Source organism: Cytobacillus oceanisediminis, assembly GCF_007830235.1.
Lineage (GTDB): Bacteria > Bacillota > Bacilli > Bacillales > Cytobacillaceae > Cytobacillus > Cytobacillus oceanisediminis.
Map to the genome: position 1 here is coordinate 43,813 of NZ_VLKI01000022.1, position 16,651 is coordinate 60,463.

13 protein-coding genes are annotated in these 16,651 nt (G+C 38.5%); 12 read left to right on the plus strand and 1 reads right to left on the minus strand.

The window, feature by feature from the left end:
- Window positions 1-74 precede the first annotated feature (74 nt).
- The 12 genes from helD to IQ19_RS23640 all read left to right on the plus strand — a co-directional run bounded on the left by helD (window position 75) and on the right by IQ19_RS23640 (window position 15,092).
- The gene (helD, locus tag IQ19_RS23585) at window positions 75-2,411 is read left to right on the plus strand and encodes an RNA polymerase recycling motor HelD (RefSeq protein WP_144545684.1); all 2,337 of its coding nucleotides are present in this window, start codon (window positions 75-77) and stop codon (window positions 2,409-2,411) included.
- A gap of 1,046 nt (window positions 2,412-3,457) precedes the next feature.
- Window positions 3,458-4,429 (plus strand): tripartite tricarboxylate transporter substrate binding protein, encoded by a 972-nt coding sequence (locus IQ19_RS23590; RefSeq protein WP_144545685.1) that lies wholly within the window; start codon window positions 3,458-3,460, stop codon window positions 4,427-4,429.
- A 73-nt stretch (window positions 4,430-4,502) separates the two neighbouring features.
- Window positions 4,503-5,027, plus strand: a complete 525-nt coding sequence (locus tag IQ19_RS23595) for a DUF6033 family protein (protein WP_144545687.1) — start codon at window positions 4,503-4,505, stop codon at window positions 5,025-5,027.
- 23 nt (window positions 5,028-5,050) lie between these two features.
- Window positions 5,051-6,550, plus strand: coding sequence for a tripartite tricarboxylate transporter permease (locus IQ19_RS23600; protein ID WP_144545750.1), 1,500 nt, complete (start codon window positions 5,051-5,053; stop codon window positions 6,548-6,550).
- Window positions 6,551-6,624: 74 nt separating this feature from the next.
- A complete protein-coding gene (locus tag IQ19_RS23605; protein WP_144545689.1) occupies window positions 6,625-7,065 on the plus strand; it encodes a hypothetical protein in 441 nt (146 codons plus the stop codon).
- Window positions 7,066-7,196: 131 nt separating this feature from the next.
- A complete protein-coding gene (locus tag IQ19_RS23610) occupies window positions 7,197-7,880 on the plus strand; it encodes an RraA family protein (RefSeq protein WP_144545691.1) in 684 nt (227 codons plus the stop codon).
- Window positions 7,881-7,897: 17 nt separating this feature from the next.
- Window positions 7,898-8,776 carry an NAD(P)-dependent oxidoreductase gene (locus IQ19_RS23615; protein ID WP_144545693.1) on the plus strand — a complete coding sequence of 293 codons (879 nt, stop codon included), beginning with the start codon at window positions 7,898-7,900 and terminating at the stop codon, window positions 8,774-8,776.
- A 110-nt stretch (window positions 8,777-8,886) separates the two neighbouring features.
- On the plus strand, window positions 8,887-10,056 hold the full coding sequence (locus tag IQ19_RS23620; protein WP_144545695.1) for an MFS transporter: 1,170 nt from the start codon (window positions 8,887-8,889) through the stop codon (window positions 10,054-10,056).
- 66 nt (window positions 10,057-10,122) lie between these two features.
- Window positions 10,123-10,974, plus strand: a complete 852-nt coding sequence (locus IQ19_RS23625) for a MurR/RpiR family transcriptional regulator (protein ID WP_144545697.1) — start codon at window positions 10,123-10,125, stop codon at window positions 10,972-10,974.
- Window positions 10,975-11,957: 983 nt separating this feature from the next.
- On the plus strand, window positions 11,958-13,514 hold the full coding sequence (locus IQ19_RS23630; protein WP_144545700.1) for a glycine betaine uptake BCCT transporter: 1,557 nt from the start codon (window positions 11,958-11,960) through the stop codon (window positions 13,512-13,514).
- A 372-nt stretch (window positions 13,515-13,886) separates the two neighbouring features.
- A complete protein-coding gene (locus IQ19_RS23635; protein WP_144545702.1) occupies window positions 13,887-14,270 on the plus strand; it encodes a cupredoxin domain-containing protein in 384 nt (127 codons plus the stop codon).
- Window positions 14,271-14,531: 261 nt separating this feature from the next.
- Window positions 14,532-15,092: a hypothetical protein gene (locus tag IQ19_RS23640; RefSeq protein WP_144545703.1), complete on the plus strand. Its 561-nt coding sequence runs from the start codon at window positions 14,532-14,534 to the stop codon at window positions 15,090-15,092.
- Window positions 15,093-15,179: 87 nt separating this feature from the next.
- On the opposite strand, the gene IQ19_RS23645 is transcribed toward IQ19_RS23640, so the two are convergent.
- Window positions 15,180-16,592, minus strand: coding sequence for a PQQ-dependent sugar dehydrogenase (locus IQ19_RS23645; RefSeq protein WP_144545705.1), 1,413 nt, complete (start codon window positions 16,590-16,592; stop codon window positions 15,180-15,182).
- Window positions 16,593-16,651 lie beyond the last annotated feature (59 nt).

A 16,651-nucleotide genomic window follows, 5' to 3' on the forward strand; every position in this document is an offset into this window, starting at 1 on the left:
TCCCTATCATAATTATACAATGTAATCACTTCGTTAGTCAACCCTTTTATAAATTTTTTTAAGGAGTGTTTGCTATGAATTCAAAACTTCAGCAGGAGCAAAAACGAGTGGACAGTGTAATGGCAACAATTACGGAGGAAATCAACAGATTGGAAGAAGAAACTTCCAGGCATAAAAACGAAGTAGTTCATATCCGCAAACACTTTTGGGATGAAGTCAAGGTGAATATTGATACCTTTGATGATTATCTTGAGACCATCATCGGGTTGAGGCAGGAGGCTCAAGCTCTGTCCGTAAGCCAAAGCACCCATAGACATGCATCCAAGCGCTTGTTCACGCTGCGCCGAATGAAGGAGGTTCCCTACTTCGGCCGGATCGATTTTATTGAAGAGGGCTCTTCAAATCAGGAACAAATCTATATTGGCATCAGCACGCTGAGAGATGCCAGTGGCGAAAACTTTCTTATCTACGACTGGAGGGCTCCAGTCTCGAGTGTTTACTACGATTACCAGCCCGGTCCGGCTAAGTATGAAACACCTGGAGGCACAATCCAGGGCACATTGGAGAAAAAGTGGCAATATCTAATCCGCGGCGGAGTTCTTCAATCCATGTTCGATACGAGTCTCACCATTGGAGATGAGATTTTACAGCAGGTTCTGGGGAAGGGTACTGACAAACATATGCACAATATCGTAGCGACCATTCAACAGGATCAAAACCGGATTATCCGTCATGATCGCGGAAGGCTGCTCATTGTTCATGGTGCGGCTGGCAGCGGCAAGACATCGGCTGCCCTGCAGCGGATTGCTTATCTGCTCTACAAATATCGGGATAATCTTAATGCTGATCAAATTATCCTATTTTCTCCTAATTCGATGTTTAACAGTTATGTGTCCAATGTGCTTCCGGAACTCGGTGAAGAGAATATGCAGCAGGTCACATTTCAGGAATACTTGGACCATCGGCTGAGTAAAGAGTTTCAAGTTGAAAATCCATACGAGCAATTGGAATATGTTTTAACTGCAGCGAAAACCCCTTCGTACAGGTCAAGGGTTCCGGGCATCCGGTTTAAAGCATCTGCCCGTTTTTTTGAGGCGATCAATGCATATATGAAGTCGCTGGAGTTATCTGGAATGTTATTTAAGGACATGACCTTCAGAGGAAAGCCGATTGTTACCGCTCAGCAAATAGCAGACCGGTTTTACAGCAGTGACACCTCACTCCGCTTCCATAATAGACTTGAAAAGCTGATGGATTGGCTAATTAAGCAAATCAATGAAGCTGAAAAGGCCGAACGGAATAAGCCGTGGGTACAGGAGGAAATCGAGCTGCTCAGCAATGAGGAATATCATAAGGCACATGCCTATCTCGCGAAAAAACGCGGCTTTAAAGAAGATTCGATTCATGATTATGAAATCGAGCCTGAAGCGTTAGCCCGCTTGATTGTCCGGAAAAAGCTGAAGCCGCTGCGAAAACGAATCCGGGCGTTGCGTTTTGTCGATTTCAAGGCGATATATAAGCAGCTTTTTGCTGATCCCTTGCAGATCAAACAGTGGATAGAGGGGGAAACACCCGCGGAGTGGGCTGAGATTTGTCAAGCGTCGCTGGAAATGTTAGATGAAGGGAAACTATTTTACGAAGATGCCACACCTTTTTTACTCTTGAAAGAGCTCATTCAAGGCTTTCAGACGAACAGTTCGATTAAACACATCGTCGTTGATGAGGCGCAGGATTACTCACCTTTTCAATTCGAGTTTTTGAAGCGTTTGTTTCCTGCGTCCAAGATGACAGTTCTCGGCGACTTTAATCAGGCGATATTTGCCCATGCCAGCGAAATGGTTGATTTTCACACACTTACCAGCCTGTACGGACCGGATGAAACGGAAGTGATCAATATAGCGCGGAGCTACCGGTCCACAAAGCCGATCATCGAATTTACCCGAAGACTGGTTCCAAACGGCGAAAGGATAATCCCTTTTGATCGAGACGGCAAGCGGCCCGAGCTGAAACAATTGTCCGATTACGCAGAACTGCATAGCAGTATTGACTCCAAAGTCGCTGATTTGCGAAATCTAGGCCTTACTAGTATTGCGATCATATGCAAATCTGCTGAAGAGAGTTTAAATGCATATGAAGCCCTGTCCGGCATCGATGGAATTAAACTCTTGAAGAGCAACTCGACTGAATATGAACAAGGAGTAGTTGTCGTACCGGCGTATTTGTCAAAGGGCATCGAATTTGATGCCGTCATCATCTATGATGCATCGGAGAACGTATACGGTGATGAGAGCCTGCGCAGAATTTTCTACACCGCCTGCACCAGAGCTATGCATGATTTGCAGCTTTACAGCGTAGGTGAACCGAGCCCATTTTTGCGAAACGTTTTGCGGGAAGGTTTCATCCATGCATGACTCGGCTAAAGAAATGAGAGGACTACCAAGAGATACATTTGAATATTACAAAACTTAAAATGAAAAAGGTAACAGGTTTGGTTTGTTTCCTTACATTCCACATTTACTTAAAAGATGTAGAAACAATAACTTGGAACCAGCTTGAATGAGTTGAAGATCAAAGTTGTCAATTTAGGCAGCTTTCTAATTGTGTTAACGGGGCAGATACTTTCACTGAGGGAGTTTCGTTAAACAAGAAACTTGTATCATTTAATCATCATATCTAGTACTTTTGAAACTTTAATCAAAAAAATAAAAATAACACCAAGTAACGAATCAACAACAAGAAGTTTAACAAACTAAAAATGTCCAAAGAACCAGTCGCATCATCCGGGAATAAACTAGACCAATGACTTTCACAAGGTCAAAGGCCGCCCCTTTGATATGATTGGTTCTTTTTAAAGATGGTGGGAACTAAGAAATAAAAAAACAAGAAATCACTTTATACTACTGGATATAAACTTTGAGGCATCTTGATTCATAAAAATACGATTACCATGATAGAATGTCTTCATTTCAGTTGATTTAAATCCAACTTTGGATAATCTTTTTTTCAGTTCTTCATGCGAAAAACCGTTATGAACTTTCGGACTTGAACAATAGGATAACAGAAATGGACAAGCGACTATTCAACATCGAAAAAAGCAATGGAAATTTATTAATGATAATAGAGGTATAGTGGGGCAGAGTTGCTGTCTGATTATACCTTTTTTTATTGGGCGTGAGGACAAAGATAAAAATAAAGGTTTCTCCGTTGAATTCCTAAGAAAATCCAATAAATAACGTAAGAAAAATCATAGGAAAAAATTCAAAGAGCTCTACCATTATAGGTTCAACATAAAAATCAGACTATAATAATAAGTCGGAATTATCAATAGTGTAAGCGCTTAAAAAAATGTTTACATAGTGAAACACCCATGTTAAGATATAACTCGAAAGTAAGAATTTTTACTTTTCTAATAAAAGAAGTTATTTTTACTACATTTCACAAAAAGGGTGGGTAAGAAATGAAAACTTTTAAATCTTTAGCAATTCTTACAGCAGCAGCGTCAATTTTCTTAGGAGGCTGCGGAAGCGGAGGTTCAAATGGTGCAGCAAATGAATCTGCTTCAGAAAACTTTCCTGAAGAACCAATTAAGATTATCGTGCCCTTCGCGGCAGGTGGTAGTGCTACTACAACTGCTAGGCTTCTGGCAGAGTATTCTGAGGAACCGATGGGTGAATCAATAGTTATTGAAAACAGAGAAGGAGGAGGAGGTACAATCGGCCAACAGTATGTTTCTACAGCAGAGCCAGATGGACATACCTTGCTTTTAGCAACTACATCGATTGTAACAAGTCCGATTTTTAATGAAACTGCTTTTACTCATGAAGACTTTGACCCTATATTACAGGTTGTCAGCGATGTTTCGTATTTATATGTAAATACCGATGCGCCTTATGATGATATTGATTCATTTATTGAATATGCGAAAGAAAATCCTGGAAAAGTAACAATTGCTACATCTGGGGCACAAGCTTCTGATACGATTGCCGCAAAAGAGTTTATAGAAGCAGCTGGTATTGATGCAACTGTCATTCCTTATGATGGTGCTGCTCCTGGTGTTGCCTCTGTTGCCGGTGGACATGACTCAGCAGCAATGAGTAGCTTTGGAGAATCAGAAGGTCAGGTTCAGGCAGGAAAAATTAAGCCGATTCTTGTTTTCAGTGAAAATAAATCTACTAAATACCCTGATGTTCCTACTTCTTATGAAAAAGGATATGAAATATCTGATGAGTCATGGCGTGGTGTTGTTGCGCCAGCAGGCACGGATCCTGAAATAATTAAGTATTTACAAGATGCATTTAAAGCCGGCTTTGATAATCCAGAATTCAAAGAAAAAATGGAAAACCAAGGGATGGATCCAATATACAAGGACAGTAAAGAATTTAAGCAATCAATTGATAATGTTTACAAACGTTTTAGTGAAAATATGTAAGAGGAAAGTTGGTGCGTAGCCCTCGTAAAGAGGGCTGCCATTGGTTTTTCAAAAGATCTACAGGAGGTTTGAAATGGCAAAAGTTAATCGTTTATTTTCTGGTGTAATGATTCTCCTGGCTTTAGCTTTTTATTTAATGAGCAATGCGCTTTCTGAAGATGCAGCAAAATGGCCCCAATTTTTCGCTATCATCTTAATCATTCTTTCCATTGGTTTAATTGTTGACACGTTTATTAAGCCAAATAGAGAACAAGTAGAAAAAGAAGAAAAAGAAGAAAAAGAAGAAAAAGAAGAAAAAGAAGAAAAAGAAGAAAAAGAAGAAAAAGAAGAAAAAGAAGAAAAAGAAGAGAAACCAGCTAAAGATCGCAGTGTCCTGTATACAATTATTTTAACGTTCGTTTACTTGATATTAATGGATTTCATTGGCTTTTTAATTTTGACACCAATATACGTGTTTGTACTGCTTTGGGTGATTAACTACCGTAATACGACACGATTAGTCGCTTTGTCAATCTCTGCAACAATTGTTATAACGGTTATTTTTCAATTTTTATTAAATGTTCCGATTCCTCAAGGAATTTTGGATAACCTTTTCTAGGAAGGAGAGAAGCAATTTTGGATATGTGGCTTACTGCTGTAGGAACAGTATTTTCGATGTCAACTTTATTATTAATACTAGCAGGCACAATTTTTGGAATCATTATGGGATGCTTGCCTGGTATGAGCTCTACAATGGCAGTTTCAATCATCATCCCGTTTACATTTACGATGGATCCTGCTACAGGTATTATCCTGCTTGCAGCTATCTACTGTTCTTCCGTTTATGGTGGTTCTATATCAGCTATTTTGTTGAATACTCCTGGTACACCAGCAGGGGCTGCGACAGTCTTAGATGGTTATAAGATGACACAAAAAGGAGAGAGTGGGAAAGCTCTGGGGATATCAGCGATCGCTTCGGCAATTGGGGGTATTATTAGTGCCATTATTCTTTCCACAACAGCACCCTTTTTAGCGGAGCAAGCCTTGCGCTTTGGGGCGCCTGAATATTTTGCAGTCGCTATTTTTGGTATTTCGGTCATTTCGAGCCTGAGTGGAGTTAATCCTTTTAAAGGATTGCTTGCCGGTACTCTTGGTATTTTGATTGCTACAGTTGGTATGGATCCGGTTAATGGCTACCCAAGGTTTACTTTTTCAGAGCCACACCTCGCTGGTGGAATTTCTCTAGTCCCTTTGTTGATTGGTCTATTTTCCGTTTCACAAGCTTTTGTGCTAATTAAAGAATCAGTTAATTCAAAAGAGGAAACCAAGATTTTATCCGTTTCAGGAAAAATACTCCCCACTGGTAAAGAATTCACAAGATTAATGCCGAATATTTTCCGTTCATCGATTATCGGTACATTTATCGGCATCATCCCTGGGATTGGGGGGGACCCTGCCGCGTTTATGGCTTACAACGAAGCGATGCGCTGGTCGAAACATCCCGAAAAATTTGGAACAGGTATTATGGACGGAATAGTAGCACCAGAAGCTTCTAATAATGCCGTGACAGGTGGTGCAATGATCCCGCTATTAACACTTGGGATCCCTGGTAACACGGTAACAGCTATCTTAATTGGAGGGTTGTTAATTCATGGTCTTAGACCCGGTCCAATGTTGTTTCAAGAGAATGGGGATGTTGTTTATTCTTTATTCTTGAGTTTAATTGTTAGCAATCTTTTATTTTTAATTATTGGGCTTGCATGCACGAGATACTTCACAGCAATCTTAAAAGTGCCTGGCATTATTTTAGGCCCAATCATCTTAATTTTGAGCTTTGTCGGTTCTTATGCGATTCATAACAATTACTTTGATATCTGGATCGCGTTAGCATTCGGATTAATCGGCTACTTATTCCGTCTTATTAAAGTACCTGTCACTCCTATCGTTCTTGCAGTTATTTTAGGTCCACTCGCAGAGCAAAGCTTTAGACAGGCAATGTTGCAATCTGGAGATGAAGTGAGTATTTTCTTTACACGACCAATTAGTGCGGTTTTTCTAGTCATAGCCTTTATTACATTCGTCACTCCTTTTGTAAGAAGCTATCTTGGCAAAAAGAAGGAATCATCTAGCATTAATGGGTAAAACTTTAAAAGCAAAAAAATATTTCCTTCTTAAGAAAAGGGCCAGATTTTTCAGTGTATGAAGGAGGGTTTCCTATGTTAGAGGTAAAGCACCATAATGTGCATGATCTTTCAAGTAAGGAATTTAATTTCCTTATAAATGAGAAAGAGTATCGATCATTTATCGAGTTATTATTAATGGAAAATACAAAAGGTGAAAATGGCTTATTATTTAAAACGATTATCGAAAACTGTTCGAAGATAGAAGAAGAGTTTGTAAAAAAAGAAATAGAAAAAATGAACGAATCAGTAAACGATATCAATGTTTGGAAGGAGCCGGCGAAAGAGAAATATATCGGTTTTAAGAGAGAATATCAAAAGTTATTTAAACAAACTGACGAAGAATCAATTGTAATAACACTATTTATTTTAATGACTTTAAATTATGTTTTTGTTTCTTATAAAAAGCCCGATTTTAGAAAGTTTTTAGGAATAAGAAAACGTGGTCTTTTCAGTAAGCAGAAAGGCAGCTCCTAAATTCTCCTGTTTTGTGCGCTGGAATTACTTTCTATTTATCTATGTTAATTAATTTCGTGAACTAAGAAACTCATAAGCTTGCATCATTTTGAAGACAGTCAAATTATTAAAAAGTAAGGAAGTGTTTTAAATTGCATTATACAGCACCACTTTTACCTGAAGAAGTAATTGAACGGGCAAAGAAATTAAATTCAACACTAATCTCAGATGCGATGGGCTGCACTGGTTCAATGGATCATAAAGTCAAACCAGTAGCCGCGGGAATGAAAGTAGTGGGAACGGCGCTAACAATAGATATGAGAGCAGGAGACAATCTCTTTTTACATCAGGGAATTTATAGTGGTGGAGCAGGATATGTAATTGTAGCTGATGGAAAAGGGCATTCGGAAAATGCGTACCTTGGTGAATTAATGGCGGGTGCAGCAAAAGCAGTTGGACTTGAAGGAATTGTCATTGATGGTCTTGTCCGTGATAAAGAAATGCTTGGTAAAATCGGACTGCCGATTTTCGCGAAAGGATTCATTCCGAACGGTCCATTCAAGAATGGTCCAGGAGCAATTAATACAGTTATTTCCTGCGCAGGTGTAGCTGTTCATCCTGGTGATTTAATTGTCGGTGATGAAGATGGAGTCGTTGTTGTTCCGAAAGAGAAGATTGAGGATGCCCTTCAGAAAGCAGAAAAAAAACTTGAATATGAAGAAAAGCGTTTAGAGACCATTGCAAATTATGAAGAAGAACGCAAACGTGGCAACGTCGATGGAGTCAGCATCTCACCTCCTTGGCTGGAAAATAAAATCAAGGAATTCGGATATTAATAGGAGGTGGAAAGAAGATGCATTTAGGATTTATCGGATTTGGAGAAGCAGCGTTTGAATTAGCGTCAGGCTTGAAACAACATGGATTAAAAAAAATTACTGCATATGATCCACTTTGGAAAATGAAGACGTACCGTGGTTTAGTATTAAGTCGTGCAGAAAAAGCAAAAGTGGAACTCGTTGAGTCACCAGAGAAAGTTTTACAGATAGCAGATTCAGTTATCGTTGCAGTACCAGCTGACAAAGCACTTGATGTAAGCAATCAGCTGAAGTCGCATTTACAAAACGGCTGTGTGTATATTGATGTATCTGCATCCAGCCCGGATGTAAAGCGAAAAATAGCTGCCAATGTTAATGAACATGGCGGGAAATTTGTCGATGCAGCTATGATGGGACCACTTCCAGTTTACAAGCATAAGGTCCCTATTCTTGCAAGTGGTGACGGTACTGATACTTTTATGGAATTAATGACTGCCTTTGAAATGAATATTACAAAAGTTAGTGAAGTTCCTGGAGAAGCGACAGCGGTTAAGTTAATCAGAAGTATCCACATGAAAGGAATTGCTGCCTTGTATTTCGAATTACTAGAAGCCGCTCATGAATTTAATGTTGATAAACTTGTCATTGATTCAATAAGCGAAACCATGAATGGACACACATTTGAAGAAACAATGAATCGTCTCGTGACCGGTACGTCTATTCATGCGTTAAGACGTTCAATCGAACTTGGTGGCACCATTGAAATGTTAGAATCAGTCAACATTGATTCAGTGATGTCTCAGGCAGCAAAAACGAAACTTGAAAATCTTGCTAAAAAGAATTTAAGAGATTCTTTTAACGGTGCAAAGCCAGATCATTGGCTCCAAGTGATTGAAGCATGTAAAACAGCACATTAGTCACAAAATACAACTTTGTAACTTGGCAATAAAGCCTTCCATTGAATATAACCATCCGGCGGACTAATCTATTTAGGTCTGCCTTTCTTCTTTAATGAGGGGGGGTAACATTGATTAAAAAAAGGCTTGACCGCTATTTAGTATTTATGTGTACATGTTTATTTACGGTTAGTATTGCTGGTAGTCGACCACTTATCCCGTTATATGCGAAACAACTGGGGGCGGAGAATATTCATATTGGTGTGATAATAGCCTTGTTCTCCATGTTGCCTTTATTGCTGTCTGTTAAAACGGGCACAGTGATTGATTACATTGGTGTCAAAAAACCACTCATTTTTAGTATTGTCATAGGAAGCATTTCAATGTTGATATTGTCAATTTCAAGGGATTATATAGGAATTTACATATCGCAAATCTTTGCAGGATTTGCTCATTTAGTATTCGTACTCTCCATACAATCATATGCTGGGCACTTTTCAAAAAATAAGTTAAGAGAATATTATATTGCCATTTTTAGTATCGCTGTTGCATCAGGAAGCTTTGCTGGACCGGTGATTAGTGGATTTCTTACGGATACAATAAGTTATTCTTACGCTTTTTTAGTATTAGGATTAATCATTTTAATTGCACTGCCCTTATCGTGGTTATTTCATGAAATACAGATAAAAGCACCAAAATCAATTGAACCGCATGAGAAAGCAGAAAAAGCTTTTCGATTATTGCAGGATTCACATTTACGAAAAGCGATATTAATTAGTTCGCTTGTATTGCTTGTAAAAGATGCATATATTGCTTTCTTTCCATTGCTGGCAGCAGAAAAAGGGGTTTCCACTTCAGTCATTGGTGTAATTATTTCATTAAATGCAGCCGCTGGTATCTTAATTCGCAGTATATTGCCGTGGATTGTCCAACGTTATAAGCGGAAAATGATTATTATCATTTCAATTATCATGGCAGGGATTATATATATGATAAATCCGTTCGTCGATCATGTGATATGGCTTTGTATCCTTGGCTTTATTCTTGGTTTTTGCTCGGGAATAGGACAGCCTTTGTCCATTTTCGTTACAATAATAGCTCTGCCCAAGGATCGGATAGCAGAAGGTCTTGGTCTTAGGCTTATGTTTAATAAAGTTACGCAAGTAGTGGCACCGTTATCATTAGGTGCAGTATCTGGGGTGGTTGGCATGTCGGGTGTATTCTATTTATGTGGCGCGGTGATTTTAGCAGGCGGCATTCAGCCATGCAAGTCTCTTTTTTACAAAAAATACAAAAGGTGATATTATTACTTTATAGATAAAAGGCGGAAAATTTACAACAAATCGTGTCTGTATGGAGAGAATTATATGGAAAATCCAATAGTAAAGCTGCAGCAGAAAATATCGGAATTGACGGAAACACAGCGTAGAGTTGCAGACTACATTATAAAGCATCCACTAGATGTTGCTTTTTTAACAGTCGATCAACTAGCTGCTATTGTCGGAACAAGTACAACCACCATCATGCGATTGACATTCAGTGTCGGCTATTCAGGATACACTGAATTTCAAAAAGGTCTTCAAGAAAATTTGCGCCATCAGGCTGCACCTCAAACAAGATTGGAAGCCAACATAAAAGGGATTAGTGGGAATAATTTGTGGAGTCGCTACGCAGAAAGCCAAATTAACAGTATACAAGATACAATTAATATGACTTCACCGGAATCACTTGAACAAGCAATGGATATGATTACTTCTGCGAAACGAATCATTTGCACAAGTGTTCGAAGCGGATTGCCAATAGCACAGTATTTAACGCACGGATTGAACCGTCTATTTGGAAATGCTCAGCTGGTTGTCGCAGATGTTAGTGATTGGGCCGACAGTGTTGTGAATATGAATTCTAATGATTTACTTATCGCTATAAGCTTTCCACGATATGCTAGAAGAATTATTGACTTTGCTAAAATAGCAAAAGATAACGGAGTGCAGGTTGTATCAATTACAGATAGTTATTCCTCTCCACTTGTGAAGTATTCTGATCTAATTCTTCTTTGCAACTCTAGCAGTATCGCTTTTCATAATTCTGCAGTTTCGTCTATGTTCATAGCCGATTATTTAATTAGCGCACTTGCGATCAATTCCCCAGAGAAAACGAAGGAACGTTTAGATAAGGTAAATTCAATTTTGACAGGTATGAATTATCACCATCTAAATTAATACTCATAGGGAATGTTTATCATAATTGCTTCATTCTAAAATAAACACATAATTACAAACCCCGCACCTTCGCAACGAACATAGTTATCTGGCGCTTTTCAAAATAAAGATGGATTCCCGGCTTGAGGGGGGTGATCCCCGATTAGAGCTGTGGAGTCATGATTAGAAGGTGTAGAAACCCAAGTCAAGGGGATAGATAACCGGTTAAAGGGTGTAGAAATCCAAGCAAGTCAAGGGGATAGATACCCGGCTGATTAGAGTTGAAGATACGGTAAACAGAATTGAAGTCCCACAGGCTGAAGATATAATTCCATGTAAAAATGCAAATAAAGAAAACGGATTTTGAAATGGAATACTTGAGCAATAGGATAACAGAAATGGACAAGCGCCTTTTTAACATCGAAAAAAGCAATGGAAATTTATTAAAAATAATAGAGGTATAGTTGGGCAGAGTTGCTGTCTGATTATACCTTTTTTTATTTAGCATTAGGACAGAAGGGGGATAGGAAAAATTAGGTGAATGAAATTAGGAACTTAAGCCTCCATGGACTGCTATCTCTTGAATAACGGCTGTATACAGAGGATCCGAGAGTTATATTAAGAATATGTCTTAGGGAATCCTTCTAAGCAGGGATTGTTGGACTAGAGTACTAAATAAGCGCCTTTTTCGTATGTGATTGGTTTAGCGCATTTTGTTAAAATTAATATATTCCCCAAAAAAGTCTGTAAACTAATTCATACTAAATACCTCTGCCGTATTCAATCTATCTAATTTCCCAATATCCAAAAAAGATGGACAATGGTTTTACGTTATTTAGAATGTCGTCGTTAAGAGTAATTAAATATACGCAATAATTGAGGGTTCGTTTCGTTTGTATTATTACATAAAAAATACTTTAATCATGTGCTTTTGCATTTTATATGTTTACCAATCGAAGTAAAACCCTCTGCGAATAGATCAAAGATGGGAGTTAAAATTTAATATGAAAAAGGCTTCAACTGTTTTTTATGTATCATTAGCATTCGTGATTTGTCTTGTTTTGATGGGCATCACGATGCCCGCATCGTTAGAACAGATCACAAGCAGTACACAAGGGATGATTACGAATTCATTCGGGTGGTATTACCTTTTGGTTGTTTCGTTGTTTGTGTTTGCGTGCTTCTATTTATTAGTGAGTCCAATTGGCCGGATTAAGCTCGGGAAACAGGGGGACAAGCCTGAGTTTTCCCGTCCAACTTGGCTTGCGATGCTTTTTAGTGCAGGTATCGGGGTTGGGTTAACTTTTTATGGTACTGCTGAACCAATTAGCCATTACATCGTTAGTTCTCCTACAGGTCAAGAGGGCACGGACCAAGGGGTTAAGGATGCGATGAGGTTTACTTTCTTTCATTGGGGAATCCATGCATGGGCCATCTATGGTTCGGTTGCATTGGCTCTAGCTTATTTTACCTTTAGAAAAGGTGAGCGGAGTTTAATTAGCAGAACGTTACGGCCGCTGATTGGGAAGCATGCAGATGGACCTGTCGGGAAGGCGATTGATGTCATTGCGGTCATTTCTACGGTGATAGGGGTCGCTACCACTTTGGGATTTGGTGCGATGCAAATTAACGGGGGACTCTCTTACCTATTTGAAATACCTAGTACGATGACAACTCAAACCGTCATCATTCTCGCTGTTACAGTCTTATTTATGATTTCTGCTTTAACAGGTCTAAGCAAAGGGATTAAGCTCCTAAGTAATGTGAATATGGGGCTTTCGGCTGTCCTCTTCTTGATTGTATTTATTTTTGGACCGACACTTTTTACACTGAATTTATTTACAGATACGATAGGGGCTTATATGCAAAACTTCATTAACATGAGTTTTCGGATTGCACCGATGAACGAAGAAGCCCGCAGCTGGATTAATGGGTGGACGATCTTTTACTGGGCATGGTGGATTGCATGGGCTCCATTTGTTGGTGTGTTTATTGCTAGAGTCTCAAAGGGTCGAACGATTCGTGAGTTTGTAGTATATGTCCTGCTCGTTCCGTCAGTTATCAGTTTCCTTTGGTTTACAACCTTTGGGAGTGCAGCCATTGTCACTGAAAATTCAGGGCTCCTTTCCATTTCATCATTAGCTGTTGAGGAATCCCTTTTCGGCGTGTTAGAAGGATTTCCGTTCGGCATGGCATTATCCCTTTTAACCATCTTGATTATTGTAACGTTCTTTGTTACATCGGCGGACTCTGGTACATTTGTTCTAGGGATGATGACAACGAATGGCTCTCAAAATCCTAGTACATCGATTAAAGTTACTTGGGGAGTCTTTCTCTCGTCTACTTCGCTAGCACTCCTTTATTCTGGGGGCCTGCAAGCTCTTCAAAACACAATGATTATTGCAGCATTGCCATTTTCAGTCATTATCGTGTTAATGGTAGCTAGCTTATTTAAATCTTTAAAACAGGAAGCAATAGAGCTCGGACTCGGTCAGATTAGAATGGATCGGAAGTTAAATGTTGATAAACAAAGCAAAGAGGATATTAAGGAAGCTGGATAAACGATATCCATTAAACAAGGCAATGTTTCAACTGTGGTTGGGACGTTGCTTGTTTATATTAAAAGCAATTCTGATATGTTTGTTTTTATTATTTCTTCTTGGTTTAATTTCTTAGGAGTGCAATACGGAAGTGGTACTACACAGTAATCTTATTCAACGAAAGCAGAGAGCAGCTCCTTTTTCTTCTTCGACCTAACGCTGCAGTTTAGTTGCATAAGAATAGATTCCAGAAGATCGTCATTAGAGTCGATCTTTTTCTTTTCACTGTTTCAGGTAAAAAAGTTACGATTGAAAGCACGTTGGAACCAAATTTATAGTGATAATATTTTATGAATCAGCAAAAGATAGTGTTTAGGAAAGGAGGGAATGCGAATGCCTGTGAAAAAGTGGTTAACAGGATCGGTCGTTTTGCTTGTAATGGTTGTGGCAACTCTATGCTCACTCGGCGTATCTGCCGAATCCGCTGTTGTAACTCAGCCTATGGAGACGGAGAAATCGATAGAGGTCGAGTTGAACGATGATTACTTTAATCCGAAAGTCATCACTATTCCAAATGGAACAACCACAACGTTGATATTGAAAAACAAAGGTAAGAAAGAGCACACCTTCACAGTGGAAAAGCTGGGAATTGACGCCGAGGTCCAGCCAGGAAAAGAAAAAAACATTACCGTGAAACCGAAACAGCCCGGTACATATGAACTGATATGTCGGTACCATTTCCAGGAAGGAATGGTTGGAAAAGTAATAGTCAAATAAAATGCAGGGCCGATAAGGCCTTGCTTTATTTAATTGGCAAAGAAATGTACTATTACTATCCAGACATCATTAACAGCGAACTTCCCTCTCAAACGGATATTCTCTCCTTAGTATTGTCGGTTAAGTTTTAGAGAGATTTTTAATTAGCTTATTTTTTTACACAGGATATTGATGTTTGGATTATTAATAAAAGTTCAACATCCGATAAATGGAAAATATAATGTATGGTAACGTATATGCCATTTAGAATGAGGTGGAAGGGTGTATTTTTTAAAACCTATTTCTGATGAGGTTCGTTTATCTAACATAATATTCAATAAACATAAAAAAACGATGAGGCTCATTATAGGGTCTATTTTTGCCTGTATTGCTGCTATTCTACAGGCTGCTGGTGGCTTTTTACCAGGTATAGGATATTTTTTAAGTGCGCTTGCCACTGCACCTATTCTGTTATGTTCCATGTTTTCCATTCCATTTGGAGTAATGTCCTACTTTCTGACAATAATGTTATTATTCATCCTACAGCCAACTGAACTAATTGTATTTCCGTTTACAACAGGATTGTTAGGACTTGGCATAGGGGCATCTTTTTACTTTTTTAGGAAGAGATTAAGTATTATTGCTACTGGTGCGATTCTTTTAATATTAGGAATTATAAGTCTATTATTTATTTTTCACTTTCCAGTTTTAGGTCCGGCCTTCTCTGTTTCCTTTTCATTTCTAACAACTGGAAGTATCTTTTTATTTGCTTTCCTTTATAGCTGGTTATGGGTTGAAATGGCTTTAATCATTTTTAAAAGATTAAAAATGATTATAATTTAGTGATCCTCCATTCCATGGTTTTAAGTTCGATTCATTAAATCCAGGTAAGAGATTTATCAAGATTAAGTAGAATTTTATAGTTATAATTCATGGAACTATTTCAAAAACGGTGCCTTGGTTAAAATCAGTCACTTTCATAGAGCCATAAACCCCTAAATATAACCTGGTTTGATTCAGATTCGTTCCCAAATTAACATAATAGGCTGATTGAGATCCAAAATCATAATCGGTTTGGATCACACTAAAATCATTTTGTTTACCACTTAGTCTTACGGTGGTATAAGCTAAAGCCCCTCTAACCTGAGGTTGAGATTCTTTCCGGGCAAGATCGGTAAACACAACTCTTCCTGTTAAACCAGGAATTCTTTTCCCCATATAGGCTTGTACTCCTGTAAGTGCAGTTCCTCCAAACTTATCGGGTCTGGTATCTTTATGAAAATAACTAGTTAAAGGCTGAAGACGACTCCCTGAAAGTGCTGCTGCTTCATTGTAATAAGCAATTGTTTTCTCATCTAAAGTCGGATTGTTAGTGCAGCCTCTTATAATCGAAGCAGGAAAAGAACCTTCCCAACCTCGCCAGCCAAAGTTAATAAATCCTTCTTTGTCAGGTTCAGAATTCATGAAAGAAGCTTGGATAAGTTTAGTAACCGGTATTGGTTTATAATGAACGAATGAAAAAATCGACTCGACCAAATCCTGACCGACATTTCCCGCATATTTAATATACTGATTATAGTGCCTTTGAAATGAAATGCCTGGTATATTGCGAACCCCTTTGGCCATTACCGTGAGTGTTTCCTGAATAGTTGTGGGAAGTTCATTAAAACGTGTGACAATGGGTGGATTATTGATGTATTTATTCTTACCTACATCAATTTCAATTATTTTACCAGCGATTTCCAGATCGTCCTGGCTTAAGTTAAATGGATCATAGCCTGATCCACCATCTCCGGTTGTTAAAACAAGTTTTCCTGTTTCAGGTGAAAAGTTTAAACTATTGACCCCATTGTGATTTGAAAATGGTCTTCTTAAGTTAAGTAATGTCCGTCGTTTTTGGGGCTGACCATTCGATTGTAAAATCCATTCTTCAATTGTATCAATATGATCATATTGAGTTTCTCTATTTATCCACCTTAGGTTTATGGTTCTAGCATCACAGGGGTTAGGATTAAAAGATTCAGGGAGAGCACCTGGTCCTTGTGTCCCAGCTACTGAATAATGAAGATAAAACAGACCGTTATAATAAAATTCGGGATGAAAGGCTAGCCCCAGCAATCCCCGTTCATCATATCCACCACCAGAAACACCTAGTTTTAGGATTCGCGGGCGAATATCTAAAAAAGTCCTTAAACTTGAGTTTCCTATGTAAAAGATCTCTCCTACCTGGGTTGCAATAAATAATCTTTCAATTGAGTCACCAGGAAGTATAGTTGTTTTCAAAACAGTAGGTAAATTAATTTTACTCGCAATGGGCCGTAAACCAACCTTAACTTTTATCAACTAAGTTTGCACTCCTTCTTATTGTTTTCTTTAATAAGAATATGATTGGAACGGTTTAT